The sequence below is a fragment of the Blastococcus sp. SYSU DS0753 genome (assembly GCF_054051175.1).
Map to the genome: position 1 here is coordinate 1 of NZ_JBJHAT010000020.1, position 25576 is coordinate 25576.

Consider the following 25576-nt stretch of genomic DNA (forward strand, 5'->3'; position numbering starts at 1 on the left):
TCTAATACCACCGCCACCCCGCCCGCGAGGGGGGGCGGGCGCCCCCCCCCCCCCCCCCCCCCCCCCCCCCCCCCCCCCCCCCCCCCCCCCCCCCCCCCCCCCCCCCCCCCCCCCCCCCCCCCCCGGGGCGGTCGCTCCCGGACCTGGTCCTGGGGCGAGGCCGCCATCACCGCGGGGTTGTTCGCCGTGGGGGTGTTCACCCTCGTGGAGACGACGTCGATCACCGTGCCCGGCTCGGCCAACGTGCTGGGGCCGCGGGCCTTCCCGTACGCGGTCGGCGTGCTGCTGATCGGTGCGTCCCTGGCGCTCGCGGTCAGCCTGGCGCGCGGGCAGCACGGGCACGCCGAGGAGGGCGAGGACGTCGACGCCGGCGCCCCTACCGACTGGGTCACCGTGGCCAAGCTGGTCGCCTCGTTCGCGGCGCTGGTGCTGCTGATCGAGCCGCTCGGCTGGCCCATCGCCGCCACCCTGTTGTTCGCCGGCACGGCGTGGGCCCTCGGCGCCCGCGTCGTGCGCGCCGCCGTCGTCGGCGCCGTGCTCAACGTCGCCATCCACGTGCTGTTCGTGCAGGTCCTCGGGCTGTTCCTGCCCGCAGGTCCGCTGGAGGGGGTGCCCTTCTTTGGGTGACATCGGCCTGCTGATGGACGGCTTCGCGGCCGTCCTGCAGCCGCTCTACCTCCTGTACGCGCTGCTCGGCGTCACCGTGGGCACGGCCGTCGGCGTGCTGCCGGGCATCGGCCCGGCCATGACCGTGGCCCTGCTCCTGCCGCTGACCTACAGCCTGGAGCCCGCCGCCGCCCTGATCCTGTTCGCCGGCATCTACTACGGCGGCATGTACGGCGGGTCGACGACGTCGATCCTGCTCAACACCCCCGGCGAGGCGGCGTCCATCGTCACCGCGCTGGAGGGCAACGCGATGGCCCGGGCGGGGCGGGGGGCATCGGCGCTGGCGACGGCGGCGATCGGCTCGTTCGTCGCGGGCACCATCGCCACGATCGCGCTGACCTTCCTGGCGCCCGTGGTGGCCGACCTCGCCGTCCAGCTCGGCCCGCAGGACTTCGTGGCGCTCACGGTGCTGGCCTTCCTCACCGTGGCCGCGATGTTCGGCGCCTCGCCGGCGCGCGGGATCGCCGCCCTGGCGGTCGGGCTGCTCCTGGCGATGGTCGGCACCGACTCGCTCACCGGGCAGCAGCGCTTCACCTTCGGGCTGCCGGCGCTGGCCGACGGCATCGACGTCGTCGTGGTCGCGGTCGGCATCTTCGCCGTCGGCGAGGCGCTCTACGTCGCCTCCCGGATGCGGAAGGGGCCCCTGCCCCTGGTGCCCATCGGCGGCAGCTGGATGAACCGCGAGGACTTCCGGCGCTCGTGGAAGCCGTGGCTGCGCGGCGCCGCGGTGGGGTTCCCGATCGGCACCATCCCGGCCGGCGGCGCGGACGTCGCGACGTTCCTCTCCTACTCCATGGAGCGGAAGCTCTCGAAGCGCAAGGAGGAGTTCGGCACGGGCGCGATCGAGGGCGTGGCCGGCCCGGAGTCGGCGAACAACGCCGCGGCCGCCGGCGTGCTGGTGCCGCTGCTGACCCTCGGCCTGCCGACCTCCGCGACGGCCGCGATCATCATCGTGGCCTTCCAGAGCTACGGCATCCAGCCCGGCCCGCTGCTCTTCGAGCAGGAGGCGCCGCTGGTGTGGACGCTGATCGCCAGCCTCTACATCGGCAACCTGCTGCTGCTGGTGCTCAACCTGCCCCTGGTGGGCGTCTGGGTGAAGCTGCTGCAGATCCCGCGCCCGTACCTCTACGCCGGCATCCTCACCTTCGCCGCGCTGGGCAGCTATGCGGTGGGTGCCTCGACCGCGGACATGATCCTCCTGTTCGCGGTGGGCGTGCTCGGCTGGGGGATGCGGCAGTTCGGCTTCCCGGTCGCACCGGCGGTCGTCGGTCTCATCCTCGGGCCGATCGCCGAGGAGCAGCTGCGGCGGACCCTGGCGATCAGCCAGGGCGACCCGAGCGCGCTGATCACCAGCCCGTTCGCCGCGATCGTCTACACCCTGCTCCTCGTCTTCCTGGCCGCCGGCGTGTACGTCAAGCGCCGGCAGGCACGGATCGAGGCGGAGCTCGGCCAGGCCCGGTCCGAACCCGTGACGTCAGAAGGGACCCGCTCGTGACCATCGTGGTCGGATACGTGCCCAAGCCGGAGGGGCGTGCAGCGCTGCGCGCCGCGGTCGAGGAGGCGGACCTGCGCAACCAGCCGCTGCACGTGCTCAACACGTCGCGGGGGGACGCCTACGTCGACCCGTCCTACGCGACCGCCGAGGACCTGGCGGAGGTCCGGCGGCTGCTCGAGGAGTCCGGTGTCCCCTTCGAGCTCGAGCAGCACGTCGGGGGCCGGGACGGCGCGCAGGAGGTGGTGGCGGCGGCCGAGCGCCTCGGTGCCTCGCTGATCGTCATCGGGCTCCGCCGTCGGTCGCCGACCGGGAAGCTGATCTTCGGCAGCGACGCCCAGCGGATCCTGCTGGACGCCGAGTGCCAGGTGCTGGCCGTCAAGGCGGGGGAGGCCGACGGCCGCGGGTGACCGCGGGCGCCTCTCAACGGCGGCGCAGCGCCCGGGCCAGCCGGTGCTTGCGGCCCGCCGTGAGCTCGGCGGCGGTCGCCGGTGCCGGCTCCTCCGGCTCCGGGGCTGCAGCCGCCCGCTCGTGCAGGCGGGCCCGCACGTCGTCGGGGGTGTAGGCGCGGCGCTGCCGCTCGTTCCGGGCGAGCACGACACCGCCGGCGGTGACTCCGGCCAGGCCGGCCAGGCCGAGCAGCTTCCAGAGGCGCACGTCCGTACGGTAGCGCCGTGCCGACGCTGACCCTGGACGAGGCGGTCGACCTCACCCGCACCGGCGACGTGTGGATCTTCCGCGGCGCGTCCGTCGCCGACCGGGCCATCCAGACGCTGACCAACGCCCCGGTGAACCACGTCGGGATGGCGGTGGTGCTGGAGGACCTGCCCCCGCTGCTGTGGCACGCCGAGCTCGGCCGGTCGCTGCCCGACGTCTGGACGGGCAAGCACCAGCGCGGGGTCCAGCTGCACGACCTGCGCGACGCCGTCGTCACCTGGCGGGTGAAGTACGGCCAGCGGGCGTGGCTGCGGCAGCTGGTCGGGCCCTCCGACGACGGCGGGGTGACCCCGGCCATGGAGGACGCCGTCCTGCGCACGATCGCCCGGATGGACGGCCGGCCCTTCCCGACGACCCGGCGGCTGGCCGGGGGCTGGATCAACGGCCGGCTGCGCCGGGGCACCAGCACCGAGACGGTCTACTGCGCCGAGCTCGTCGCGGCGACGTACACGGCGATGGGGCTGCTCCCCGCCGACCGACCGGCCAACGCCTACGACCCCGGGAGTTTCTGGTCCGGCGACGACCTCCAGCTGCTGCGGGGGGCCCGCCTCGGGCCGGAGATCCCGGTGGAGGTCCCCAACGGCTGACCGGCCTCAGGCGGGCGTGCGGGTCGCCGTCTCGCCGAGCCGGACGACGGTGTCGCCGGCGCTCTCCAGCTCGTCGTGCGTCACGCAGACGACCACCCGCCCGGCCAGTGCCGCCCGCAGGTCGCGCACCAGCGCCGCGGCGGTCGGGGCGTCGAGGTGCGCGGTCGGCTCGTCGAGCAGCACGACGTCCCGGTCCGCCAGCAGCGCCCGTGCGGCGGCCAGCCGTCTGCGCTCGCCGCCGGACAGCGCCGTGCCTCCGGCCCCGACCGGGGTGTCCAGGCCGTCGGGGAGCGTGGCGAGCAGCCCGCTCAGCCCGGTGGCAGTCAGGGCGGCCAGCATGCGTGCCTCCCCGGCCGGGCCGGCGAGCTCCCCGCGTGGGGCGGCCAGCGCGAGGTTGGCCCGGATGGTGGAAGCGAACACGTGCGCCTCCTGCGGCAGCCAGGCCATGCGTTTGCGCAGGGCCTCGCCGGTCAGCCGCTCGGTGGGCACGCCGTCGACCAGGTAGTCCCCGGCGCGGGGGCGCAGCGCCGCCATGAGCACGGCCAGGAACGTCGACTTGCCGCTGCCCGACGGCCCGCGCACGACCAGCCAGCCCGCGCCGGCCTCGGCCTCGGCGTCGACGCCGTGCAGCACGTCGGCCCGGCCGGGCCAGCCGGCGACGAGGCCCTCGGTGCGCAGGGACGAGATGCCGGCCGGCGCGGGCACCGGATCGGCGGGGTCGGCGGCGACCGGGGCGGTGAGGACGGCGTCGAGGCGGGCCCGCGCGTCGGCGAGCGCGCCGCGCCGCTGCAGGGCGGCGACCAGACCGGACAGCGGCTCGGCGAGGGCCAGGGGAGCCAGCGCGAGCGCCGCCAGCGCGGGGCCGGAGAGGCCGCCCGCCCAGGCCGCGGCGGTGCCGAGCACCGCGGCGAGGCCCGTGCCCAGCACCACCAGGCCGTTGCCGAGCGCGGCGGCCCGGTCGCGGGTGCCGGCGCGGGCTGCCTGCCGGGCGGCCGACGCCCCGAGCTCCGCCGCGGCCCGGGCGGCCAGCCCGTGCGCCCGCAGGTCGGGCAGCCCCTCGAGCACCGTGCTCGTCTCGCGCAGCGCCGCGACCCGCAGGGCGCTCTCCGCGCGGGCGGCGCCGGCGTCGAGGCCGCGGTGGGCGAGCAGGACGGCGCCCACCGTGGCGGCCAGCACGGCGGCGACCACGACCGCGGCGGCCGGGTGGATCAGCGCGAGCACCGCGACGGTGACCGCGGGCACGACCGCGGCGACCAGCAGCGGCGGGCGGACCCGGACGGTGAGGTCCTGGACCACGCCGACGTCAGCCACCACGCGGGCCAGGGCCGATCCCGGCGTGCGGTCGGCGGCCAGGCCCTGCGCGGCGAGCGCCCGCCAGACCCGCACCCGCAGGTCGGTGGCCTGCCGTAGCGCGGCGTCGTGCGCGGTCATGCGTTCCAGCCAGCGCAGCAGGGCCCGGGCGAGACCGAAGAAGCGGACGCCGGCGGTGAGCACCAGCAGCGTGAGCACCGGCGGCATCTCCGCCGCCCGCACGATCAGCCAGCCCGAGGTCGCGGTGAGCGCGACCCCCGCGCCGGAGGAGAGGGCGCCGGCGAGCACCGCGCGCCGCAGGGCGCCCGCGGTCGGTGCGGTCGAGGCGGTCGGGGCAGCCGGCGACGGCCCGGGCAGCGCGGTGCTCACGGTGCCCGACCGCGCGCCGGGCGCCGGGGTGGCAGCGGCGCCGGCAGGCCGGACGACGGCTGGTGCGGTGGGGGAGGGCACGGGCAGGTCGACGGCGCGGTCGGCGAGCGAGGCGAGCACCGGGTCGTGGGTGACCAGCACGATCGTCACCGTGCCGCGCAGCGACGCGAGCACGGCCGCGACCAGCCCGCGGGCGTCGTCGTCCAGGTGGGCCGTCGGCTCGTCGAGCAGCAGCAGCCGGGCGCCGCGGCGGACCCGTACGAGGGCCCGGGCCAGCGCCACCCGCTGCAGCTCGCCGGGGGAGAGCGACTCCGGCGCCCGCCCGGCCAGCCCGTCGGCCTCGACGCGGCGCAGCGCCTCGATGACGTACGCCTCGCCGACGATCTCGTCGACCCCCGGCTCGGCGCCCGCGTGCCGGCGCAGCTCGTCGGCGACGGTGGCCCCGGTGGTGCGCGGGAACTGCGGCACGACCGCGACGGGGCTCCCACCCGTCACCGCGCCCGTGACGCGGGCGGCCGGGTCGGTCAGGCCGGCGAGCGCGGCCAGCAGCGTGGACTTGCCCGATCCGCTCGGGCCGCGGAGAACGATCAGCTCACCGGGGCGGACGGCGAGGTCGGTGGGCGGCAGGGCGGGGACGGCCCGGCCGGGGTAGGCGACGGTCAGGCCCGCGACCAGCACGTCGGCGCCCCGCGGGTCGTCGTCCCCGGGGGCCGGAGCGACGGGAGCACCGGCGGGCGCGGCCAGCACCGCGCGCGCCTTGGCGGCGGCCAGGGCGGCGTCCTCCGCGGCGTGGTGGGCCGCGCCGAGCGCCCGCAGCGGGGCGAAGGCCTCGGGGGCGAGCAGCAGCGCGGTCAGCCCCAGCGCGAGGGCCAGGTGCCCCTCGACCAGCCGGACGCCCACGGTCACCGCCACGAGCGCGACCGACAGGGTGGCGATCAGCTCGAGCACGAGCGCCGAGAGGAAGGCGATCCGCAGCGTGGCCAGCGTCCGGGTGCGGTGGGCCTCGCCCAGCGCGGCGAGCGCCGCCGTCTGCTCGGCGGCCCGGCCCAGCCCGACCAGCACGGGCAGGCCGCGCACCAGCTCGGCGACGTGCGCGGCGATGCGGTCCAGGGCCCGCGCGGAGTCGGCGGTCGCCGCCTGCGTGTGCCTGCCGACCAGCACCATGAACAGCGGCACCAGCGGGAGGGTGACCGCCACCAGCACCGCCGAGAGCAGGTCGGTCCACGCCAGGACCAGCAGCAGCGCCGGCGGGACGACGACGGTCTGCGCCAGCGCCGGCAGGTAGGTGGCCAGCGCCGGCCCGAGGTCGTGCAGCCGGGTGGTGGCGAGCACGGCCGCCGGTGCGGGGCCGCCGCCGGCGGCCAGGGCAGCCGGGGACGATGCGAGCCGGTCGAGCAGCTCGCGGCGCAGCAGGTCCTCGGCCCGGCGTGCGTCCCGGGCGGCCAGCACCTCGCCGAGGCTGCCGGCGAGCGCCCGCACCGCGGCACCTGCGGCGGCGAGCGCCAGGGGCACGACGGGGGAGCCGTCGGCGAGCCCCGCGCCCCGGGCGACGGCGTGCGCGAGGCCGGCGGCCAGCAGGACCAGGCCACCGGTCTGGACGAGGGCGGCGAGCGCGGCCCGGACCAGCGCCGCGCGCAGATCGGGAACGCCGGCCAGCGCCCCGAGGGGTCCCCGGGCGCGCGCCGGCGCCCCGGCCGCAGGACCGCTCACGCCGGGACCTCGCCCGGGGCCGGGGCCCGGCCCGCGCCGGGCGCGTCCTCGTGCTGGGGCTCGGCGGTCAGCCGCCGGCGGAAGACCCAGTAGGTCCAGGCCTGGTAGCAGAGCACGACCGGGAGGCCGACCGCCGCGGCCCAGGTCATCACGGTGAGCGTGTAGTCGCTGACCGACGCCTCGGCGATGGTCAGGTCGAAGGCGACGTCGAGGGTCGAGGGCAGGACCACCGGGTACGCGGCCCCGAAGATCGTCGCCGCGGCGGCGACGAGGAACACCGCCCACGCGGTGAACGCCGCGCCCTCGCGGTCGAGCTTCATCCGCGTCCAGGCCAGGACGACGGCCGCGCCGGCGACCGCCCACAGCGCGGCGGTGATGGTCGTGCCGTACCGCAGGTGCACCAGGCCGGCCCACGCCAGCAGGGGCAGCGCGGCGACCGGGGCCCAGCGGAGCGCGAACGCCCGCGCCCGCAGCCGGACGTCGCCGTCGACCTTGAGCGCCAGGAACAGCGCGCCGTGCACCAGGGAGAAGGCCAGCACCGCGACCGCGCCCAGCAGCGCCGGCCAGCCGAGGCCGGAGAAGACGCCGCCCACCCGGTTGCCGTCGCCGTCGATCGGCATCCCCAGCGTGGTGGCGCCCAGGGCGGCGCCGATGCCGAGGGAGGCGATCAGCGAGCCGGCGGTGATCACGTGCGTCCAGCTGGTGTCCCAGCGCGCGTCGTGCGACTGGTGCCGCCACTCGAAGGCCACCGCCCGCACGATCAGCCCCAGCAGCACGAGCACGAAGGGCAGGTAGAGCGCCGGCAGCCAGGTGGCGTACCAGCCGGGGAAGGCGGCGAACACCGCGCCGACCGCGGTGATGAGCCACACCTCGTTCCCGTCCCACAGCGGGCCGATGCTGCGCAGCATCAGGTGCCGGTCGGCGGGCTTGCGGCCCAGCACCGGCAGGAGGGCGGCGACGCCGAAGTCGAAGCCCTCCAGGAGCAGGAAGCCGATCCAGAGCACGGCGACGGCGGCGAACCACAGGGTCTGCAGGTCCATGACAGTGTCCTCGGGTCTACGAGCGGGTGCGGGGCGTCAGTAGGCGAACTGGAGGACGTCGTCGTCGGGGCGGCGGTCGCGGCCGTCGCCCCCGACGCCGCCGGCGTCGCCGTCCGGTCCCTCGCGGCGGTCGTCGTCCTTCCCGGTGCCGATGGGGGGCGTGGCGCTGGTGTCGCCCGCGGTGACGCCGGCCCGGATGAAGCGGGTCAGCAGGCCGACCTCGATGACGGCCAGCACCCCGTAGACGAGGGTCAGCGCGGTCAGCGACGTCCAGACCTCGCCCGCGGTGACGCCGGGTGAGACCGCCTGGGCTGTGAAGAACCAGATCTGCTCGTCGACCGGCACGTCCGGGTTGGGGACGACGACGAACGGCTGGCGGCCCATCTCGGTGAACACCCAGCCCGCGGCGTTGGCCGCGAACGGAGCCCCCACCGCGGCCAGCGCGCCGTACACGCCGATCCGGGAGGTGGGCACCCGGCCGCGCCGGGTCGCCCAGAGGGCGTAGGCCGCGACCCCCGCCGAGACGGCACCCATGCCGATCATCAGCCGGAAGCTCCAGTAGGTGACCGCGAGCAGCGGCTGGTAGTCCACCGGCTCCCCGGCCAGCGAGCCGAAGCGCGACGGGTCGTCGGGGTAGGTGGCGCCGTAGACCTCGGCGTACCGCTCCTGGAGGTCGTTGACGCCGGGGACCTCGCTGGTGAAGTCGTTGTGCGCGAGGAAGGACAGCAGGCCCGGGACGGTGATCGAGTGGACGTCGTCGCACTCGTTGGAGCCGAGCTTGCTCCAGGCGAAGACCGAGAAGGAGGCAGGCGCCTCGGTCTCGCACAGCGCCTCCGCCGAGCTCATCTTCAGCGGCTGCTGCTGGTACATCAGCTTGGCCTGCCAGTCACCGGTGAGGGCGACCAGGACGAAGGCCACCAGCGACACCCAGCCGCCGATCCGGACCGACCGCCGCCACACCGCGTGGTCGATCTCGTCGGCCGGGCGCCCGGCCAGCTTCCGCCGGCGCAGGTGCCACAACCCGACGCCGACCAGCAGCGCGCCGGCGACCATGAGGGCGGCCACGATGGTGTGCGTGAAAGCGGCGAGCGCGGTGTTGTTGGTCAGCACGGCGAGGAAGTCGACCTGCACCGGGCGGCCGGTGGCGTCGTCGGCGACCACCCCGACCGGGTGCTGCATCCAGGAGTTGGCGGCGATGATGAAGTAGGCGCTGACGGTCGAGCCGATGACCGCCGCCCACAGGGCGGCCAGGTGCACCTTCTTCGGGATCCGGCCCCAGCCGAAGATCCACAGCCCCAGGAAGGTCGACTCGAGGAAGAAGGCCAGCAGGGCCTCCAGCGCCAGCAGCGAGCCGAACACGTCGCCGACGAAGCGGGAGTACTCGCTCCACGCCAACCCGAACTGGAACTCCTGCACGAGCCCGGTCGCGACCCCGAGCACGAAGTTGATCAGGAAGATCTTGCCCCAGAACCGGGTCATCCGGAGCCACTCGGGCTTGTCGGTGCGCACCCACATGGTGTGCATGACGGCGACCGCGAGCCCCAGCCCGATGGTCAGCGGGACCATCAGGAAGTGGTAGACGGTCGTGATCCCGAACTGCCAGCGCGCCACGTCCAGGACGTCCACGGCACCTGTCCCCTCGTCGTCGAGGCCGACGTACTATCGACACGTTCTTTCTACGCTTCGTAGAAGAGATTTTCTACGACACGTAGAAGAGTGCGGTGTGATCCGCCGGACAGGAGGACCGATGGCTTCACTGGGAGAGCTCGAGCGCGCCGTCATGGAGCGGCTGTGGGCCGCCGACGGCCCGGTGGCCGCGACCCGCTTGCGGGACGAGCTGGCCGATCGCGGTGTCGCGCTGACCACGGTGCACACCGTGCTGACCCGGCTGGAGCAGAAGGGGTTCGTCGTCCACGACGCCGCCCGGCCCCGCCGGTTCTCCGCCCGGGCCAGCCGGGAGGACCACGCGGCCCAGGTGATGCGCGAGGTGCTGGGGCAGGCCGCCGACCGGCAGGCCGTGCTCGCCCGGTTCGTGGGCGGCGTGGACGAGGAGGAGGCGCGCCTGCTGCGCGAGCTGCTGGCGGGGCCGCCCTCCCGCGACACCGCCTGACCGTTCGCGTCCCTCGTCGTGCTCCCCGCCACCGCGGCCGCCCTCGCGGCGCTCGCCGCCCTCCTGGCCTGGCCGGTGCCGGCGCTGCTGGCCCGGTCCCGCTGGCCCTCGCGCGACCCGCTCGTCGCGCTGCTGTGCTGGCAGGCGATCGGGCTGGCCGGCGGCCTGTCGATCATCGGCGCGCTGCTGGTGCACGGGCTCGCGCCGTGGGGGCACTCGCTGCCCGAGGCGGGGTGGGCGGTGCTGACCGGGCACTCCGCCGTCGACCCGGTCCGGGGCGACCACTGGGTGACGCTGACCCTCGCCGGCGTGCTGGCCTTCGAGCTGGTCGGGGTGCTGGTGCTCTCCTGGGTGCGGATCGCCCGCACCCGGCGCCGGCACCGCGCGCTGCTGGAGCTGGTGGTGCAGCCGGCGCCGCAGCCCGATGCCCGGCTGCTGGAGCACCCGGCCCCCGTGGCGTTCTGCATCCCCGGGGCCCGGCCGCTGCTGGTGCTCTCCTCCGGCATGGTCGCCGAGCTGGACGACGAGCAGCTCGCCGCCGTCGTGGCGCACGAGCGGGCGCACCTGGGTGAGCACCACCACCTGCTGCTGCTGCCGTTCGTGGCGTGGAAGGCGGCGCTGCCGGTGCTGCCGGCGGCCGAGCGTGCCTACGGCGCGGTCCGGGAGCTGGTGGAGATGCGGGCCGACGACGTGGCGCTGAGGTCGCTGCGCGGTGCCGCTCCCCGGCGCACGCTCGCCGAGGCGATCGTCGCGGCCGCGGGTGGCTCCGGCGGGGTGCCGAGCGGAGCCCTCGCGGTGGCCGGGGCGGGGGTGCGGGCCCGGGTGGTACGGCTGCTCGAGCCGGCCGACCCGCTCCCGCCCGCGGCCCGCGTGACGGCCCTCGCCGCCGCCGTCCTGCTGCTGCTCCTGCCGACGGCGCTGCTGCTGGTGCCCGCGGTGGGCTGAGCGGGGCCGGGCCTCAGCGCTGCTGGTAGGCCAGCAGGTGCTCGCGCAGATAGGGGAGGTGTTCGATCACCGCTTCCTCTGCGGCCGCGGGATCCTGCTCGGCGAGCGCGCGCACGATCCGCTGGTGCTGGCGCACCGTCGTCCGGCCCACCTCGGGGGGGAGAGGTCGAGGTAGTGCACCGGCTCGGTCTCGAAGTGCAGTGCGCTGACGAAGGAGGCCAGGACGCGGTTGCCGGAGGCGCGGGCGATGGCCCCGTGGAACTGCTCGTCCAGTGCGGGGACCCGCGGATCCTCGACGGAGATGGACTTCTGCAGGGCCACGATGTCCCGGAGCTCCTGCAGGTCCTCCTCGCCGAGGACCAGGTCTGGGTGACGCTCTCCGGGCTGGAGCGGCTGCTGCCGGCCGGCGTGGAGGCCGAGGCCGGCGGCGCCGCGTTCGCCGAGGCGTGAAAACGGCACGACGAGGCGATCGCCGCCCGGTCCGCGCCCTCGTCGAGGTGCGGCCGCAGAACCTGCTGTGGGGCACCGACTGGCCGCACGTGAACCTGCAGCTGCCCCGCCCCGACGCCGCGGGGTTGCGCGAGCGACTGGACCGCTGGGTGCCCGACCCCGCCGTCCGGCACGCCGTCCTGGTGGACAGCCCCGCCCGCCGGTACGGGTTCGGCCCCGTCGGCGCGCCGTCCCGCGAGCCGGTCGGCTCAGGACCGGGCAGGGTGTGACCCAGGGCTCAGCACGGCCCGCTCCCCACCGACTGACCCGTCAGGAGACCCGGATGGCCTCGTTCACGTTCAGCCAGCTCAGCCCGACGGCGTACCTCGAGCGGTCGGCGCGGGTGTTCCCCGAGCGCACCGCGATCATCGACGGGGACCGCCGGTTCACCTACCGGGAGTTCGCCGACCGCTCCCGCCGGCTGGCCGGTGGGTTGGCCGCGCGCAGCATCGCGCCGGGCGACCGCGTGGCGGCGCTGTGCGCCAACAGCGCCACGATGCTCGAGCTGCACAACGGGATCCCGTGGGCGGGCGCGGTGATCGTGCCGCTGAACACCCGGCTCTCCCCGGCCGAGCTCGGGTACGTCCTGGAGCACTCCGGGGCGTCCCTGCTGGTCGCCGATCCACACTTCGCCGGGACCGCGACCGAGGTGGCGGCGACGGCCGGCATCCCCCTGGTCCTGGCCGGGGACCGCGACAGCGAGTACGAGCAGCTGGTCGCCGGCGGCGAGCCCCTGGCGATGCCGTGCGCGGACGAGACCGGTCTGCTCGCCCTGAACTACACCTCCGGCACCACGGGGCGGCCGAAGGGCGTGATGTACGCCCACCGCGGGGCCTACCTCCAGGCGCTGGCGATGGCGATGCACACCGGGCTCGGCACCTCCAGCCAGTACCTGTGGACGCTGCCGATGTTCCACTGCAACGGCTGGTGCTTCCCGTGGGCCGTCTCGGCCGCCGGCGCCACGCACGTCTGCCTGCCCAAGGTCGAGCCCGCCCGCATCTGGCAGCTGCTGCGCACCGAGGGCATCACCCACTTCAGCGCGGCGCCCACCGTGCTGACGATGATCCTCAACGCCGACGAGGCGGCCGAGGGGCCGGTGGACCCCCGGGTGGAGGTGCAGACCGGCGGGGCACCCCCGACGCCGACCCTGCTGGCGCGCATGTCGGCGCTGAACATGGACGTCACCCACCTCTACGGGCTCACCGAGACCTACGGCCCGCTGGCGCTCAACGAGTGGCACCCGGAGTGGGACGAGCTGGGCACCGACCAGCAGGCCGAGCTCAAGGCGCGGCAGGGCGTGGGGAACGTGGTCGCCGATCCGCTGCGCGTCGTGGACGACAGCGGTGCCGACGTGCCGCGCGACGCGACGACGGTCGGGGAGATCGTCGCCCGTGGCAACGACGTGATGCTCGGCTACTACCGCGACGACGAGGCGACCGCGGCGGTCACCCTCGCCGACACGGACGGTCAGCGGGGCTGGTTCCGCACCGGTGACCTCGCGGTCGTCCACCCGGACGGCTACGTGGAGATCCGGGACCGCAGCAAGGACATCATCATCTCCGGGGGCGAGAACATCTCCTCGGTGGAGATCGAGCGGGCGCTCGACGCGCACCCGGCCGTCGTCGAGTCGGCCGTGGTCGCCGAACCGCACGAGAAGTGGGGCGAGGTGCCGGTCGCGTACGTGACGCTGCGGGCCGGCGCCGAGGTCACCGACCAGGAGCTGGCCGACTTCGTCCGGTCCCGGCTGGCCGCGTTCAAGACGCCGAAGCGGTTCGTCCGCGGAGAGCTCCCCAAGACCTCCACCGGCAAGGTGCAGAAGAACCTGCTGCGCGAGCAGCGCAGCTGACCCCCCCGCCTGCAGCCCCCTCCGCAGCACGGACGCCCATCCACGACGCACGTACGGGAGCGACCATGGCGATCGCCACGATCAACCCGGCCCCCGGGGAGACGGGCGTTCCTCGTGCACGGCGGCTCCAGCGGGGTCGGGACGATGGCGATCCAGCTGGCCGCCCGGGCCGGGCGCGGGCGGCCACCACGGCCGGGAGTGCGGCCAAGCTCCAGTGTGCCGGGAGCTGGGCGCCGACATCCTGGTGAACTACCGCGAGCAGGACTTCGTCGCCGAGGTCCGGGAGGCCACGGACGGGCACGGTGCCGACGTCGTGCTGGACAACATGGGTGCGGCCTACCTCGGGCGCAACGTCGACGTCCTGGCTCCCGGCGGGCAGCTGGTGACCATCGGGATGCAGGGCGGGACCCGGGGCGGGCTGGACTTCGGCGTCCTGATGCGGAAGCGGGGGAAGGTGCGCACCACCACGTTGCGCGGCCGGCCGGCCACCGGGCCGGGCAGCAAGGCCGAGGTGGTGGCCGCCGTGCTCGCCGAGGTGTGGCCCGACGTCGAGGCAGGGGTCATCCGGCCGGTGGTGGACCGTCGCCTGCCGATGAGCCAGGCGGCGGACGCGCACGTGCTCCTGGAGGCCAGCAGCCACGTGGGCAAGGTGCTGCTGCTAGCGGGGTCCTGACCCGGCGAGCAAGCGGTCGGCCAGCGCCGAACCCGCCGCGAACCCGCCGCTGACCAGTGCGGCCCGGCGGTAGCGGGGGAGCGCCAGCACCGGCAGCATGCTCGCCGCGTGCAGCCCGTCCACCGCGGCGGACAGGCGCAACGCGGCGGGTTCCGGTGAGACGAGCACCGCGAGGTGCTGGGCGACCAGCCGCGCGCCGAGCACCCGGGCCACCCACAGCCGGCGGCGCGGGTAGTGCGGCGCCAGCCGACCGGTGAGCGTGGCCGGGCGCGTGACCAGGGTCAGCCCGGCGGCCAGGCCGACGCCGGACAGGACGCGGGCGGCCGATCGCCGGCCGTGGTCGAGGGTGGTACTCAGCGGAACGCCTCCGAGGGGGAACAGGTATCCGGGCACGTCCGACTCCGCCCAGTCCAACTGGGCAGAGTCCGACTGCGCGCAGGGGTACCCCGGCCGGTCCGGTGCACGCCCCGGAGTCGGCCGCTCCCGTCGGTCAGCTGCGGTCCGCCGGCTCGGCCGGAGCGGCCGCCGGGCGGCCGGAGGGCACCGCGAGGGTCGCGTCCCGGTTCTCCGGCAGCGGCGCGAACGAGCGCAGCCGCAGGCTGTTGGAGACGACGAAGACCGAGCTGAACGCCATGGCGGCGCCGGCGATCATCGGGTTGAGCAGCCCGGCGGCGGCCAGCGGCAGGGCGGCGACGTTGTAGGCGAACGCCCAGAACAGGTTGCCCTTGATGGTGGCCAGCGTCCGCCGGGCCAGCCGGATGGCGTCCGCCGCGACCCGCAGGTCACCTCGCACCAGGGTCAGGTCGCTCGCCTGGATCGCCACGTCGGTGCCGGTCCCCATCGCCAGGCCGAGGTCGGCCTGCGCCAGGGCGGGGGCGTCGTTCACGCCGTCCCCGACCATCGCGACCGTCCGGCCCTCGTCCTGCAGCCGCCGGACCACGTCGACCTTGTCCTGCGGGAGCACCTCGGCGACGACCTCGTCGATACCCACCTGGGCGGCGACGGCCCGCGCGGCCTGCTCGTTGTCACCGGTGAGCAGGATCGGCGTCAGCCCCAGCGCGCGCAGCTGCGCGATCGCGGCGGGGGAGGTGTCCTTGACCGCGTCGGCGACCACGAGCACGCCGCGCGCCGCGCCGTCCCAGCCGACCGCGATCGCGGTGCGGCCGGCGCCCTCCGCCTCGGTGACGGCCCGCTCGAGGTCGGCGGGCAGCGGCATGGCCCAGTCGGCCAGCAGGCGCCGGCGGCCGACGACCACCGCGGAACCCTCGACCACCCCCTGGACGCCCAGCCCCTCGACGTTGGCGAACTCGGCCACCGACGGGAGGGAGCCGGTGCGCTCGGTCGCGCCCCGGGCGACGGCCTGTGCGATGGGGTGCTCCGACGCCGCCTCCAGGGCGCCGGCCAGCCGCAGCACGCGGTCGGCGTCCTCGCCGGCGGCCGGGACGACGTCGAGCAGGGTCATGCGGCCGGTGGTGACGGTGCCGGTCTTGTCCAGGACCACGGTGTCGACCCGGCGGGTGGACTCCAGCACCTCGGGCCCCTTGATCAGGATGCCCAGCTGCGCGCCGCGGCCGGTGCCCACCATGAGGGCGGTGGGCGTGGCCAGGCCGAGCGCGCAGGGGCAGGCGATGATCAGCACGGCGACCGCGGCGGTGAAGGCGGCGGGCAGCCCCGCGCCGGTGCCGATCCAGAAGCCGAGCGTCCCGGCGGTGATCACCAGCACGACCGGGACGAAGACGCCCGAGATGCGGTCGGCCAGGCGCTGCACCTCCGCCTTGCCGTTCTGCGCCTCCTCCACCAGCCGGGCCATCTGGGCCAGCTGCGTCTCGCTCCCCACGCGGGTGGCCCGCACGACGAGCCGGCCCCCGGCGTTGACGGTGCCGCCGGTGACGGTGTCGCCCGGGCGCACCTCCACGGGCACCGACTCGCCGGTCAGCATCGAGGCGTCGACAGCGGAGGCCCCCTCGGTGACCTCGCCGTCGGCCGCGATCTTCTCGCCGGGGCGGACGACGAACAGGTCATCGCGGCCGAGCTCGGCGACGGGGATGCGCCGCTCGGTGCCGCCGCGCAGCACCGAGACCTCCTTGGCGCCGAGTTCGAGGAGCGCCCGCAGGGCCGCCCCGGCCCGGCGCTTCGACCGCGCCTCGAACCAGCGCCCGGCGAGGATGAACGTCGTCACCCCGGCCGCGGCCTCGAGGTAGATGTTGGCGCCGCCGTCGGTGCGGGCGATGGTCAGCTCGAACGGGTGCGTCATCCCCGGCACGCCGGCAGTGCCCCAGAAGAGCGCGTACAGCGACCAGCCGAAGGCCGCCAGGGTGCCCAGGGAGACCAGCGTGTCCATGGTCGCCGCGCCGTGGCGCAGGTTGGTCCAGGCCGCGCGGTGGAACGGCAGGCCGCCCCAGACGACGACCGGCGCGGCCAGGGTCAGCGACAGCCACTGCCAGTACTCGAACTGCAGCGCCGGCACCATCGCGAGCAGGACCACCGGCACGCTGAGCAGCGCCGACACGGCGAGCCGGGTGCCGAGCGCGCGCGCCGGCCCGTCGGCCTGGTCGTCCTCGGCGGGCGCCTCCGGTCGCGGGGGCTCCGGGAGCCGCGCGGTGTAGCCGGTCTTCTCCACCGTGGCGATGAGGTCGTCGGTGCTGACGCCGCCGGCGTAGCTGACCTTCGCCTTCTCGGTGGCGTAGTTGACCGTGGCGGTGACGCCGTCCAGCTTGTTCAGCTTCTTCTCGACGCGTGCCGCACACGAGGCGCAGGTCATCCCGCCGATGAGCAGTTCGACGTCGGTGGTGCTGCCGGGGGCGGCGGTCATGGGTGCTCCTCGTGCTCCTGCGCGGGCACCGTGAACGCGGCGGTGTGCACGGCGTCGCCGTGCCGGAAGTCCAGGAACAGCCGGTAGGTACCCGCCGACGGGGCGGTGGTGACGAACGAGACGTGCGGTCCGGGCGCGGGCCGGCTGCCACCGGCGGGCTCGGCGGGGTGCACGTGCAGGTAGGCGAGGTCGCCGTCCCGCAGGGCGACCAGGTGCCCGTAGGCGCCGAGGTAGGGCTGGAGGTCGGTGACCGGCACGCCGTCCCGGCTGACGCTCAGGGTCAGCTCCGTCTCCTCCCCGGGAACGAGGTCGCCGGTCAGGACGACGGTGTAGCCGTCGACCTCCGCGACCGCCGACGGTGCGGGCAGGGGAGTGGGCTCGTAGGTGCCGGGCACGGCGAGGTCCGCGCCCAGGACGCGGTTCTCGCCGTCGGCGGCGGCGGTGAAGTCGGCGAACAGCCGCCAGCTGCCCGGTTCCAGGGCCAGGGGTGCCCGCCAGACGCCGTCGTCCCCGAGGTCGGGGTGCACGTGCTGGTAGCCGGTCAGGTCGCGGCGCACCGCGACGAGGTGCAGGTCGACGTCGTGGTCGGTCTCGTAGGCGGTCACCGGGGAGCCGTCGGGACCCCGGACGGTGAAGGCGACCGGGGTCGCCGGGCCGGCCGGAGCGGTGCCGTCGGCCAGGGCGAGGGTGAAGCCGTCCTGGGTCACCTGGAGCCCGCCCGGTCCGTCCGCCGGTGCAGGGGCGGCGTCGTGGTCGCCGTGGCCGGTGCCGGGCTCGGCGTGCCCGGCACCGGCGGTGTCCGCGGCCGGCCCCACGGGGCCGAGGGCCGCGCCCACGCCGACCGCCGCGCCGAAGACGGCGACCAGGCCGACGGCGAACGCGGCGATCCTCGCGGGAGTGTTCATGGCACCGGCCGCGTCAGCGGCCGCTCACCTCGTACCCGGCTTCCTCGACGGCGGCGTGGACGGCGGCGTCGTCGACCGGCTGCTCGCTGGTGACGGTCAGGCCGCCGGTGGCGAGGTCGACCTCGACGCCGGTCACGCCGGGTACCTGCGAGACCTCCTCGGTGACCGAGCTGACGCAGTGGCCGCAGGTCATGCCGGTGACGGTGTAGCTGGCGGTGGTGGTCATGGGGGGGTCCTCTCGGGTGTACGGGTCAGGAGCGGACGAGGCGGGCGATCGCGTCGGTGGCCTCGCGGACCTTCTCCTCGGCCTCCCGGCCACCGGCTCGTGCCGCGTCGACGACGCAGTGGCTCAGGTGCTCTTCGAGCAGCCCCAGTGAGACCGCCTGCAGCGCCTTCGTCATGGCCGAGACCTGGGTGAGGATGTCGATGCAGTACTTCTCGTCCTCCACCATGCGCTGCAGGCCGCGGGCCTGCCCCTCGATCCGCCGCAGGCGCTTGAGGTAGTCGTCCTTGCGGTGGATGTAGCCGTGCGCGTGCTCGTGGTCGTTGCAGGCACCGTCGGTCGTGTCCACGTCGTCCCTCCTGCCGGCGCCGCGCCCCGCGACGCCGAGGAACACCATACCCCCCTAGGGTTATGCGTCAAGTCCGGTCGCGCCCTCCTCTTCCTCCTCCGCCCGGAGCCTGGCCAGGTCGGCCCGGGCCGCGGCGAGCTCGTCCTGCAGGCCGACGATCATCTCGGCCGAGGCGACGGGGTGGCCGTCGTCGAGCAGGCCCCGCATGCGCGCGGCCAGGGCCAGCTGCTGGCGGGAGTAGCGGCGATGACCACCGGGGGAGCGGTGCGGGGAGAGCACGCCCGAGTTGTCCAGGCTGCGCAGGAAGGCGGCCTGCACGCCGAGCAGCTCGGCCGCCTGGCTCATGGTCAGGGCCGGGTAGTCCGGATCGTCCAGTCGGCGCAGCGGATCAGTGCGGTCGGGGTCCATCGCCCGCCTCCGGGTGTCGGGACGCCGCGTCGGGCGTCGAACGGAACAGGGGCCGGGCCCTGGACGGGCCCGGCCCCTGTGGTGCTGACCGGTTCGGCCGCGATCAGCTCTCGACCGCCTTGGCCTCGCGCTGCGCCTCGCCCTCGATGGTGCGGCCCTCGACGGCCGCGGGCGTGTCGGCACGGGTCACGGTGATCTTGCGCGCCTTCGCCTGCTCGGCCACCGGGATGCTGATGGTCAGCACGCCGTCGTGGTAGCTGGCCTCGAGCCGGTCGGTGTCGAGGCTGCGGCCGAGCACCAGCTGACGGGTGTAGCTGCCGAACGGGCGCTCGGCGACCGTCCACTCCGCGTTCTCCAGCTGGGGGACCGAGCGCTCGGCGCTCACGGTGAGGGTGTTGCCCTCCACCGAGAGGTCGATCGAGCCGGGGTCCACGCCGGGCAGGTCGAAGTGGGCGACGAAGTTGTCGCCGACCCGGTAGGCGTCCATCGGCATGCCCGAGAGCGGGCGGGCGGTCGCATTCCCGCCACGGCCGGTGAGCTGATCCAGCGCGCGGAAGGCGGCGGACGTGGCGGCGAACGGGTCGTAAGCGGTCAGCATCATGGCTGGAACCTCCTGTGACGGTGGTACTCGTGTTCGCTGCCCGAGGTCTGAACCTCTAGTGGCGGCTACAGATTACCTCGGTCGCGCACCCTGGTAAACGTTCCTCGCGGAAAAATGTTCCCCGCGTCGGCTGCCGGTGGGCCGACCGTCGGGTGCGTGAACCGCGGCCCGGCGGGGCAGGACCGGACCGTGGAGGAGACGACCAACGACTCACCGCACGCCGACGCGCCGTCCGCCGAGCCCTCCGTGTCGCACACGGTCGAGGGGGACACCGCGAGGCTGGTCGTCGGCGGCGAGCTGACCGAGGCCGCGCGCCGGCCACTCGTGCGCACCCTCACCGACCTGCTGCTCGCCGAGCACTCGCTGCAGCGGGTGGAGCTGGACCTGCGTGAGGTCGGCTTCATGAACTCGGCGGGGCTCGCGGTGCTGGTGCAGCTGCAGAAGCTCGGGGTGCCCCGCGGGATCCCCACGGTCCTGGTGCAGCCGCCGTCCTCGGTGTCGCGCCCCCTGCAGCTCACCGGCCTCTGGCACCGCTTCACCGTCGTGACGGACGACGGCCGGGTGGTCACCGAGGCGTCGACCGGCGGGAGCCCCGCGCCGCCGGACCCGCGACACACCTGACCCGGCGCCGGGGCGGCTCCGCGGCCACGGGGCTCCTAGCCTGGCCGGGTGTCGTCCACGCATGCCCACAGCCACGGTCCCGATCCGGACGCGCCCCCGCCCACCGAGGAGGCGCTCGGCCGGCGGCGGCGCGCCGTCTGGTTGATGCTCCTGCTGCTCGTGCCCGTCGGCCTGGCCACGGTCATCGGGCTGATCGCGCTCTGGCCCAGCGGGGAGCCGACCCGGGCGGAACAGGCGGCCGAGCAGGCGCTGCCGCCGGGGACCACCTACCCCGACGGGCGGATCGTCTCGATCGAGACGTTCGACTGCGGCCTCGACCCCGCCGGCCCGCCGCAGACGTGCGCCACCGCCGTGGTGGAGGTCCTCGAGGGCGAGGGTGCCGGGAACTTCGAGCGGGTGGACATGCCGCCGGAGGTGGTCGCCGCCGGCGTCTCGGAGGGGGAGACGCTGGTGCTCACCCGCGACGGGGGCGCCGAGGGTGGCCCGACGTACGCCTTCTGGGACTACGAGCGGAGCACGCCGATCATCGTCCTGGCCGTCGCCTTCGCCCTCGTCGTCGGGCTGGTGGCGCGGCTCCGGGGGCTGGCGTCCCTGGTGGGGTTGGCGTTCGCGTTCTTCGTGCTGCTGCAGTTCGTGCTGCCCGGGTTGCTGAGCGAGGACTCTCCGACGCTGGTCAGCCTGGTCGGCTCCGCGGCGATCATGTTCGTCGTCCTCTACCTGGCGCACGGGTTCTCGGCCCGGACGACCACCGCGCTGGTGGGGACCCTCTTCGGGCTCACCCTGGTCGCGGTCATGGGGTCGCTCGCGGTCTCGGCCGCCCGGCTCACCGGGCTCACCAACGACGAGACCTTCACGCTCCAGCGCTACGACCCGACGCTGAGCTTCTCCGGCCTGGTGCTGGCCGGCATCGTGGTCGCGGGCCTGGGCGTGCTCAACGACGTGACCATCACCCAGGCGTCGGCGATCTGGCAGCTGCACGAGGTCTCCCCGGAGATGACCTGGCGGGAGCTCTACGCCCGCGGCATGGCGGTCGGCCGGGACCACATCGCCTCGACGGTCTACACCATCGTCTTCGCCTACGCCGGGGCGGCGCTGCCCCTCCTCCTGCTGTTCGAGATCTACGCCACGCCCGTCTGGACGCTCATCACCAGCGCAGCCCTGGCCGAGGAGGTCATCCGCACGCTGGTCGGGGCGATCGCGCTGGTGCTCGCCGTCCCGGTGACGACGGCGGCCGGTGCCTTCTTCGCCAAGGCGGCGGACACCCAGGCCGGCACCGCCACGGAGCGAGGGCTGACCGCCCTGCGCACCCGGTTCGCCCGATGAGCCAGGCTGTGCGCGTGACCGACCTGCTCGCCGCCGCCCGGGCGGCCTCCGGCTTCATGCCCGACGACGAGGGCCGCGCCCTGTACGAGGCCGCCCGCGCCATCCCCGTCCCCGGGCCGCTGCTGGAGGTGGGCAGCTGGATGGGCAAGTCGGCCCTCTACCTGGCCGCGGCCGCGCGGGAGACCGGTCGCCAGGTGGTCACCGTCGACCACCACCGGGGCTCCGAGGAGCACCAGCCCGGGTGGGAGTACCACGACCCGTCGCTGGTGGATCCCGCCGTCGGGCGGATCGACACCCTGCCGCGTTTCCGCCGGACCATCGCCGAGGCCGGCGCCGAGGACGTCGTGATCGCCGTCGTCACCCGGTCGGAGACGCTCGCCCCGCTGTGGAGCACGCCGCTCGCGCTGCTGTTCCTCGACGGCAGCCACACCGAGGAGTCCGCGCGCCGCGACCAGGACGCGTGGGTGGCCAAGCTCGCCGTCGGCGGCACGCTCGCCATCCACGACGTCTTCCCCGACCCGGCCGACGGCGGTCAGGCGCCCTACGGCGTCTACCGCCGGGTGCTCGACAGCGGGGAGTTCGACGAGCTGCCGGGCAGCGGGTCGCTGCGGCTGCTGCGCCGCACCGCCTGAGGCGCCCACGCCGCAGACCGCACCGCACGGCCGCCGTCCGCGTGCTGCAGCGCGCGGACGGCGGCCCGTGGGTGAGGTCGGCGCCCACTGCGGAGGCGTCGTCCTGTCGGCACCGGGGTGGAGGATGGCCCGGTGCTCCCACCCGACGACCTCTCCCGCGCGCGGACCGAGGCGCTCGCGCAGATCGAGGCGCTGACCCGCGAGTTCGACGCGATCGTCGCGGCCTCGCAGGCCTCCAACGCCGACGACGAGCACGATCCGGAGGGCGCCACCATCGCGTTCGAGCGCCAGCAGGTGGTCGCGCTGCTGGAACAGGCGCGGCGCCGGCTGGCCGACGTCGATGCCGCGGTCGTCGCCGTGGAGAACGGCACCTACGGCCGCTGCGAGACCTGCGGCCGGCCGATCGCGCCGGAGCGGCTCGCCGCCCGCCCCACCGCCCGCACCTGCATCGACTGCGCCCGCTGAGGCGCCGGCCGCGTGGTCACCCGGGGCCGAACACCCCCGACTGCGTCCAGTCGTCGAGCTCGACCTCGTCGTCGGGCAGCTCGCGTCGCAGATCCCGCAGCAGGCGCGGGCCCTCCGCGGCGAAGCGGGCGCGGGCATCCGGATCGCGCCAGCCGCCGTCCCAGTGGAAATGCTCCTGGAAGAGCTCGTTCCAGGCGGCCAGGCGGGCCGTGAGCTCCTCGGAGAGCCCGAGCCGGCCGGGGTCGGTGAGGCCGACGGTCCACAACGGCCACTCGGCCCCGTAGTCCGTCATCAGCCGGACGTGGCGCCGCCCCTGCCCGTTCTCCACGGCTCGCACGGTAGGCCGGCGGCACCCCGGCCGCACGAGGTCTCAGCTGACGTACCGCCGGGCCTTCGAGTTCCGCTGCGCCTCCTCGAGCGCGGCGAACCGGGCCTCGGCGTGCGGCGGCAGCACCCGCCGCTCGCGCAGCACCCACGGCAACCCGCGGACGGCCTGAGCGAGGCCGCGCGCGGTGATCCGGTCGCGGGGCACGGTGCGCAGCAGGTGCACGGTGCGCCGCAGCGCCGGGCGGAACGGACGCCGCAGCCACGTGGTCCACAGCGTGTTCCGGATGCCGTCGGCCCGCCGCTTGTGCGGATCCCGGGCGGTGCTCGCCTGGTGGTGGAGGGTGAGCTGCTCCAGGTAGCACAGCTCCCAGCCGCGGGCGGCGAGGTCGCCGGCCATCAGCTCCTCCTCGCCCCCGAGCCAGAGCCGGTCGCTGAACCCGCCGACCTCCTCGAACGCCTCCCGGCGCAGCACGGAGGCGCCGGCCAGGAACGAGCCGAGCGCCGGGCCGGGCAGCCAGTCGGCGCCGCGGACGGGGGAGTCGCGCAGCTCGGCGACGATCGGGTCCTCGACACCGCCCGGCTCGACCAGGATCCGGGCGGTGACGACGGCGAGCCGCGGGTGGGCGTCCAGCGTGTCCGCCGCGGTGCGCAGCGCCCCCGGCTCCCACCAGGTGTCGTCGTCGCAGAAGGCGACGTAGGGCGTGTCGAGCCGGGCAACACCCAGGTTGCGGCCGACCGCGCCCAGGTTCTCCGCGCTGGCGATCAGCTCGACCTGCGGGAACTGCTCGCGCACGGCATCGGCGGTGCCGTCGGTCGAGCCGTTGTCCACGACGACGACGTGCGGCTGCTCGGGCAGGGCCACCAGGCGTTCGAGGGCCAGCAGCAGTTCGTCCCGCCGCTGGTGGGTGATGACGACGACGGCCACGCGCGGGTCGGGCCCGGCGGGGCGGTCACCGGTGGCCGCCGCGGGGATCGTGCCGGTCGTGCTCACGCGCGCTCACCGGCCAGCACCCGCAGGTCCGCCCGCACCGCCGGGGGGACCGGTGCCCGTCGGCGGAGGGCGGCCGGGGCGTCGGGCAGCGCCCGCAGCAGGCCCTCGACGCCGGGGCGACCGGCGCGCACGGCCCGCCCGGCCGTCCGGACGACGTCCCGCATGGGGAGCCGCATCGCCGCGGTGAGCAGCCGGCTGCGCCAGATCCCGGTCTGCCGCCGTCCGGGGGCCTCGCGCCGGGGGGACGGGTGGTGGTGCACGGTCACCTCGTCGACGTAGGCCAGCCCCCACCCGGCGGCGGCCAGGTCGAGGGCCAGTCGCTCCTCCTCGCCGGGGAACCGGACCACCGGGTCGAACCCGCCGACGGCCTCGAACGCCTCGGTGCGCACCAGCGCGGCGCAGGCGACGAAGCCCAGCAGCGAGGGGCCGGGCAGGTCCCGCGCGGTGCCGAGGGGGCTCGCGGCCATCTCCGCGCAGACCGGGTCGAGCCGCTCCTCGGGCCCGACCAGGATGCGGGCGTTGAGGAGGGCCAGCCGGGGGTGGGCCCGCATGATCGCCACCGCGCGGGCGAGGTCGCCCGGTGCCCACCACGAGTCGTCGTCGGCGAAGGCGATGAACGGGGTGCGGGCGCGCGCGGCACCCAGCGTCCGGCCGTGGGCGCCCTCGTTGCGGTCCAGCGGCAGCAGCGTCACCTCGGGGTGCGCCTGGCGCACCGCGTCCACGGTGCCGTCGGTGGAGGCGTTGTCGACGAGCACCACCGGGGCCTCGTGACGCGGCAGCGTCGCCAGCAGGTCCTCGCGGCGGTTGCGGCTCGCGACGACGACGGTCACGTCGGGGGAGGGAGCCCGGTCGGTCGGGGAGGGCGCGGTCACGGGGTCACCGTGCCCGCGCCTCCGGCCAGCCAATCAGCGGTCGGAGTGGCGTCCGCCATGCCCGCTGCCGGCAGCGCCCAGGGGTCGCCGAACAGCCCGCTGGCGGGGGAGGCGCCGCAGAGGGCGTCGGCCGCCAGCAGCACGGCCGCGGCGGTCCACGTGGTGCGCTCGACCGGCCACCGCGCGTCGTCCGGGTAGACGAACCCGGTCCAGTAGGAGCCGTCGTCGTCCCGCAGGTGCTGCATCGCGGCCACCTGCTCGAGGGCGGCGTCGCGCTGCCCGGCGACGACCAGGGCCAGCGCGAGCTCGCAGGTCTCGGCCCCGGTCACCCACGGCCGGTCCGCGACGCAGCGGATGCCGAGACCCGGGACGACGAACCGGTGCCAGTCGCCGGCCAGCCGGTCGCGGGCCGCGGCACCGGTGACGGCGCCGCCGAGCACCGGGTAGTACCAGTCCATGGAGTAGCGGGACCGGTCGGCGAACGCCTCCGGTCGCCGGCGGAGGGCCGTGCCGAGGTCGGCGACGGCCAGCTCCCAGTCCGGCTGGGCCTCGCCGGCCAGCTCGGCCAGCGCCAGGCCGCAGCGCAGCGCCTGGAACAGGCTGGCGTTCCCGGTGAGCAGCGCGAGGTCGTCGGGGGTGCCGTCGGGCCGCAGCGCCCACGAGACCGCTCCGCCGGGCAGCTGCATCCGGGTCACCAGGTCCAGGCCGGCCCGCACCGCCGGCCACAGCTCGGTGACCAGCTGCTCGTCCCCGGAGACCAGCCAGGAGTGCCAGAGCCCGACGGCGAGGTAGCCGGCGTGGTTGCTCTCCGCGGCGGGTGCGGACTCCTCGCCGCCGCGGTACTCGGCCGCCCAGCTGCCGTCCGCCCGCTGCCGGCCGGCCAGCCACCGGTAGGCGGCCGCCGCCCGGGCGTGCTCGCCACCCAGGTCCAGCGCCATCGCCGCCTCGACGGAGTCCCAGGGGTCCAGCTGCCCGGTGGCGAACCAGGGGAGCGCGCCGTCGCGATGCTGCTCGCCGGCGATCCAGGCGACCGTCTGCCGCACCTGGTCGGCGCCGAGCACCCCGGGCAGCTCGGGCAGCACCGGGCCGCCC

30 protein-coding genes and 1 pseudogene are annotated in these 25576 nt (G+C 75.6%); 14 read left to right on the top strand and 17 right to left on the bottom strand.

Annotation, left to right across the window (positions count from 1 at the left end; genetic code table 11):
• The first annotated feature begins 177 nt into the window (after positions 1-177).
• From ACI799_RS14715 to ACI799_RS14725, 3 genes are read left to right on the top strand one after another with little or no spacing between them, the layout of a single operon-like run.
• The gene (locus ACI799_RS14715) at positions 178-627 is read left to right on the top strand and encodes a tripartite tricarboxylate transporter TctB family protein (protein ID WP_456613373.1); all 450 of its coding nucleotides are present in this window, start codon (positions 178-180) and stop codon (positions 625-627) included.
• Positions 620-2161, top strand: coding sequence for a tripartite tricarboxylate transporter permease (locus ACI799_RS14720; RefSeq protein WP_456613374.1), 1542 nt, complete (start codon positions 620-622; stop codon positions 2159-2161). Before ACI799_RS14715 ends, ACI799_RS14720 begins: the two co-directional genes overlap by 8 nt.
• Positions 2158-2568, top strand: coding sequence for a universal stress protein (locus ACI799_RS14725; RefSeq protein ID WP_456598576.1), 411 nt, complete (start codon positions 2158-2160; stop codon positions 2566-2568). Before ACI799_RS14720 ends, ACI799_RS14725 begins: the two co-directional genes overlap by 4 nt.
• A 13-nt stretch (positions 2569-2581) precedes the next feature.
• On the opposite strand, the gene ACI799_RS14730 is transcribed toward ACI799_RS14725, so the two are convergent.
• Positions 2582-2815, bottom strand: a complete 234-nt coding sequence (locus ACI799_RS14730) for a hypothetical protein (RefSeq protein ID WP_456613375.1) — start codon at positions 2813-2815, stop codon at positions 2582-2584.
• A gap of 17 nt (positions 2816-2832) precedes the next feature.
• On the opposite strand from ACI799_RS14730, the gene ACI799_RS14735 reads away from it, so the two are divergent.
• On the top strand, positions 2833-3462 hold the full coding sequence (locus tag ACI799_RS14735) for a hypothetical protein (RefSeq protein ID WP_456591006.1): 630 nt from the start codon (positions 2833-2835) through the stop codon (positions 3460-3462).
• 6 nt (positions 3463-3468) lie between these two features.
• Here the strand turns inward: ACI799_RS14735 and cydC are convergent, their stop codons facing one another.
• From cydC to ACI799_RS14750, 3 genes are read right to left on the bottom strand one after another with little or no spacing between them, the layout of a single operon-like run.
• A complete protein-coding gene (gene cydC, locus ACI799_RS14740) occupies positions 3469-6852 on the bottom strand; it encodes a thiol reductant ABC exporter subunit CydC (RefSeq protein ID WP_456613376.1) in 3384 nt (1127 codons plus the stop codon).
• On the bottom strand, positions 6849-7892 hold the full coding sequence (cydB, locus tag ACI799_RS14745) for a cytochrome d ubiquinol oxidase subunit II (protein WP_456591004.1): 1044 nt from the start codon (positions 7890-7892) through the stop codon (positions 6849-6851). The genes cydC and cydB overlap by 4 nt, the downstream gene beginning before the upstream one ends.
• Positions 7893-7928: 36 nt before the next feature.
• Positions 7929-9518, bottom strand: a complete 1590-nt coding sequence (locus tag ACI799_RS14750; RefSeq protein WP_456598574.1) for a cytochrome ubiquinol oxidase subunit I — start codon at positions 9516-9518, stop codon at positions 7929-7931.
• A gap of 121 nt (positions 9519-9639) precedes the next feature.
• On the opposite strand from ACI799_RS14750, the gene ACI799_RS14755 reads away from it, so the two are divergent.
• Together ACI799_RS14755 and ACI799_RS14760 are read left to right on the top strand one after the other, a co-directional pair.
• Positions 9640-10002 carry a BlaI/MecI/CopY family transcriptional regulator gene (locus tag ACI799_RS14755; protein WP_456591002.1) on the top strand — a complete coding sequence of 121 codons (363 nt, stop codon included), beginning with the start codon at positions 9640-9642 and terminating at the stop codon, positions 10000-10002.
• Between the two features lie 18 nt (positions 10003-10020).
• Positions 10021-10947, top strand: coding sequence for a M56 family metallopeptidase (locus tag ACI799_RS14760; RefSeq protein WP_456591001.1), 927 nt, complete (start codon positions 10021-10023; stop codon positions 10945-10947).
• A 13-nt stretch (positions 10948-10960) separates the two neighbouring features.
• Here the strand turns inward: ACI799_RS14760 and ACI799_RS14765 are convergent, their stop codons facing one another.
• Both ACI799_RS14765 and ACI799_RS14770 read right to left on the bottom strand, forming a co-directional pair.
• Positions 10961-11083: an FCD domain-containing protein gene (locus tag ACI799_RS14765; protein WP_456613377.1), complete on the bottom strand. Its 123-nt coding sequence runs from the start codon at positions 11081-11083 to the stop codon at positions 10961-10963.
• A 65-nt stretch (positions 11084-11148) separates the two neighbouring features.
• Positions 11149-11250: pseudogene (locus ACI799_RS14770) on the bottom strand (FCD domain-containing protein); the annotation flags it as partial.
• On the opposite strand from ACI799_RS14770, the gene ACI799_RS14775 reads away from it, so the two are divergent.
• From ACI799_RS14775 to ACI799_RS14790, 4 genes are all read left to right on the top strand, one after another.
• The gene (locus ACI799_RS14775) at positions 11203-11397 is read left to right on the top strand and encodes a hypothetical protein (protein ID WP_456591013.1); all 195 of its coding nucleotides are present in this window, start codon (positions 11203-11205) and stop codon (positions 11395-11397) included. The pseudogene ACI799_RS14770 and the gene ACI799_RS14775 sit on opposite strands and share 48 nt — an antisense overlap.
• Complete coding sequence (locus tag ACI799_RS14780; protein ID WP_456613378.1) at positions 11394-11666, top strand: amidohydrolase family protein; 273 nt, start codon at positions 11394-11396, stop codon at positions 11664-11666. The genes ACI799_RS14775 and ACI799_RS14780 overlap by 4 nt, the downstream gene beginning before the upstream one ends.
• 53 nt (positions 11667-11719) lie before the next feature.
• Entirely contained in the window at positions 11720-13282 is a 1563-nt protein-coding gene (locus tag ACI799_RS14785; RefSeq protein ID WP_456613379.1) for an acyl--CoA ligase family protein, read from the top strand.
• A gap of 214 nt (positions 13283-13496) precedes the next feature.
• Positions 13497-13955, top strand: a complete 459-nt coding sequence (locus tag ACI799_RS14790; protein ID WP_456613380.1) for a zinc-binding dehydrogenase — start codon at positions 13497-13499, stop codon at positions 13953-13955.
• Here ACI799_RS14790 and ACI799_RS14795 read toward each other — a convergent pair.
• The 7 genes from ACI799_RS14795 to ACI799_RS14825 form a co-directional block, all read right to left on the bottom strand.
• A complete protein-coding gene (locus ACI799_RS14795) occupies positions 13941-14348 on the bottom strand; it encodes a hypothetical protein (RefSeq protein WP_456613381.1) in 408 nt (135 codons plus the stop codon). The two genes, ACI799_RS14790 and ACI799_RS14795, sit on opposite strands and share 15 nt — an antisense overlap.
• Before the next feature lie 97 nt (positions 14349-14445).
• Entirely contained in the window at positions 14446-16767 is a 2322-nt protein-coding gene (locus ACI799_RS14800) for a heavy metal translocating P-type ATPase (RefSeq protein WP_456613382.1), read from the bottom strand.
• Positions 16764-17672 (bottom strand): hypothetical protein, encoded by a 909-nt coding sequence (locus ACI799_RS14805; RefSeq protein WP_456613383.1) that lies wholly within the window; start codon positions 17670-17672, stop codon positions 16764-16766. Before ACI799_RS14805 ends, ACI799_RS14800 begins: the two co-directional genes overlap by 4 nt.
• Positions 17673-17685: 13 nt before the next feature.
• Positions 17686-17898 carry a heavy-metal-associated domain-containing protein gene (locus tag ACI799_RS14810; protein WP_456598567.1) on the bottom strand — a complete coding sequence of 71 codons (213 nt, stop codon included), beginning with the start codon at positions 17896-17898 and terminating at the stop codon, positions 17686-17688.
• A 25-nt stretch (positions 17899-17923) separates the two neighbouring features.
• The gene (locus ACI799_RS14815; RefSeq protein ID WP_456590994.1) at positions 17924-18244 is read right to left on the bottom strand and encodes a metal-sensitive transcriptional regulator; all 321 of its coding nucleotides are present in this window, start codon (positions 18242-18244) and stop codon (positions 17924-17926) included.
• A 60-nt stretch (positions 18245-18304) separates the two neighbouring features.
• Positions 18305-18652 (bottom strand): helix-turn-helix domain-containing protein, encoded by a 348-nt coding sequence (locus tag ACI799_RS14820; RefSeq protein ID WP_456590993.1) that lies wholly within the window; start codon positions 18650-18652, stop codon positions 18305-18307.
• A 103-nt stretch (positions 18653-18755) separates the two neighbouring features.
• Positions 18756-19253 (bottom strand): Hsp20/alpha crystallin family protein, encoded by a 498-nt coding sequence (locus ACI799_RS14825; RefSeq protein ID WP_456590992.1) that lies wholly within the window; start codon positions 19251-19253, stop codon positions 18756-18758.
• Between the two features lie 156 nt (positions 19254-19409).
• On the opposite strand from ACI799_RS14825, the gene ACI799_RS14830 reads away from it, so the two are divergent.
• From ACI799_RS14830 to ACI799_RS14845, 4 genes are all read left to right on the top strand, one after another.
• The gene (locus tag ACI799_RS14830; protein WP_456590991.1) at positions 19410-19874 is read left to right on the top strand and encodes an STAS domain-containing protein; all 465 of its coding nucleotides are present in this window, start codon (positions 19410-19412) and stop codon (positions 19872-19874) included.
• A gap of 48 nt (positions 19875-19922) precedes the next feature.
• Positions 19923-21197: a YibE/F family protein gene (locus ACI799_RS14835; protein ID WP_456613384.1), complete on the top strand. Its 1275-nt coding sequence runs from the start codon at positions 19923-19925 to the stop codon at positions 21195-21197.
• Positions 21198-21211: 14 nt separating this feature from the next.
• Complete coding sequence (locus ACI799_RS14840) at positions 21212-21829, top strand: class I SAM-dependent methyltransferase (RefSeq protein ID WP_456598566.1); 618 nt, start codon at positions 21212-21214, stop codon at positions 21827-21829.
• A gap of 132 nt (positions 21830-21961) precedes the next feature.
• Positions 21962-22294 carry a TraR/DksA family transcriptional regulator gene (locus tag ACI799_RS14845; RefSeq protein WP_456590988.1) on the top strand — a complete coding sequence of 111 codons (333 nt, stop codon included), beginning with the start codon at positions 21962-21964 and terminating at the stop codon, positions 22292-22294.
• A 16-nt stretch (positions 22295-22310) separates the two neighbouring features.
• Here the strand turns inward: ACI799_RS14845 and ACI799_RS14850 are convergent, their stop codons facing one another.
• From ACI799_RS14850 to ACI799_RS14865, 4 genes are read right to left on the bottom strand one after another with little or no spacing between them, the layout of a single operon-like run.
• The gene (locus tag ACI799_RS14850; protein ID WP_456590987.1) at positions 22311-22622 is read right to left on the bottom strand and encodes a hypothetical protein; all 312 of its coding nucleotides are present in this window, start codon (positions 22620-22622) and stop codon (positions 22311-22313) included.
• Between the two features lie 42 nt (positions 22623-22664).
• Positions 22665-23612: a glycosyltransferase family 2 protein gene (locus tag ACI799_RS14855; protein ID WP_456598565.1), complete on the bottom strand. Its 948-nt coding sequence runs from the start codon at positions 23610-23612 to the stop codon at positions 22665-22667.
• Positions 23609-24484 (bottom strand): glycosyltransferase family 2 protein, encoded by an 876-nt coding sequence (locus ACI799_RS14860; protein ID WP_456590985.1) that lies wholly within the window; start codon positions 24482-24484, stop codon positions 23609-23611. Before ACI799_RS14860 ends, ACI799_RS14855 begins: the two co-directional genes overlap by 4 nt.
• Positions 24481-25566: a prenyltransferase gene (locus ACI799_RS14865; protein ID WP_456598564.1), complete on the bottom strand. Its 1086-nt coding sequence runs from the start codon at positions 25564-25566 to the stop codon at positions 24481-24483. The genes ACI799_RS14860 and ACI799_RS14865 overlap by 4 nt, the downstream gene beginning before the upstream one ends.
• Positions 25567-25576: the final 10 nt, after the last annotated feature.

Bases quoted from the DNA above. Each gene is read 5' to 3' on its own strand.
- ACI799_RS14825 (WP_456590992.1), bottom strand. From the start codon at position 19,253: ATGATGCTGACCGCTTACGACCCGTTCGCCGCCACGTCCGCCGCCTTC.
- ACI799_RS14800 (WP_456613382.1), bottom strand. From the start codon at position 16,767: ATGACCGCCGCCCCCGGCAGCACCACCGACGTCGAACTGCTCATCGGC.
- ACI799_RS14755 (WP_456591002.1), top strand. From the start codon at position 9,640: ATGGCTTCACTGGGAGAGCTCGAGCGCGCCGTCATGGAGCGGCTGTGG.
- ACI799_RS14785 (WP_456613379.1), top strand. From the start codon at position 11,720: ATGGCCTCGTTCACGTTCAGCCAGCTCAGCCCGACGGCGTACCTCGAG.
- ACI799_RS14810 (WP_456598567.1), bottom strand. From the start codon at position 17,898: ATGACCACCACCGCCAGCTACACCGTCACCGGCATGACCTGCGGCCAC.
- cydB (WP_456591004.1), bottom strand. From the start codon at position 7,892: ATGGACCTGCAGACCCTGTGGTTCGCCGCCGTCGCCGTGCTCTGGATC.
- ACI799_RS14805 (WP_456613383.1), bottom strand. From the start codon at position 17,672: ATGAACACTCCCGCGAGGATCGCCGCGTTCGCCGTCGGCCTGGTCGCC.
- ACI799_RS14820 (WP_456590993.1), bottom strand. From the start codon at position 18,652: ATGGACCCCGACCGCACTGATCCGCTGCGCCGACTGGACGATCCGGAC.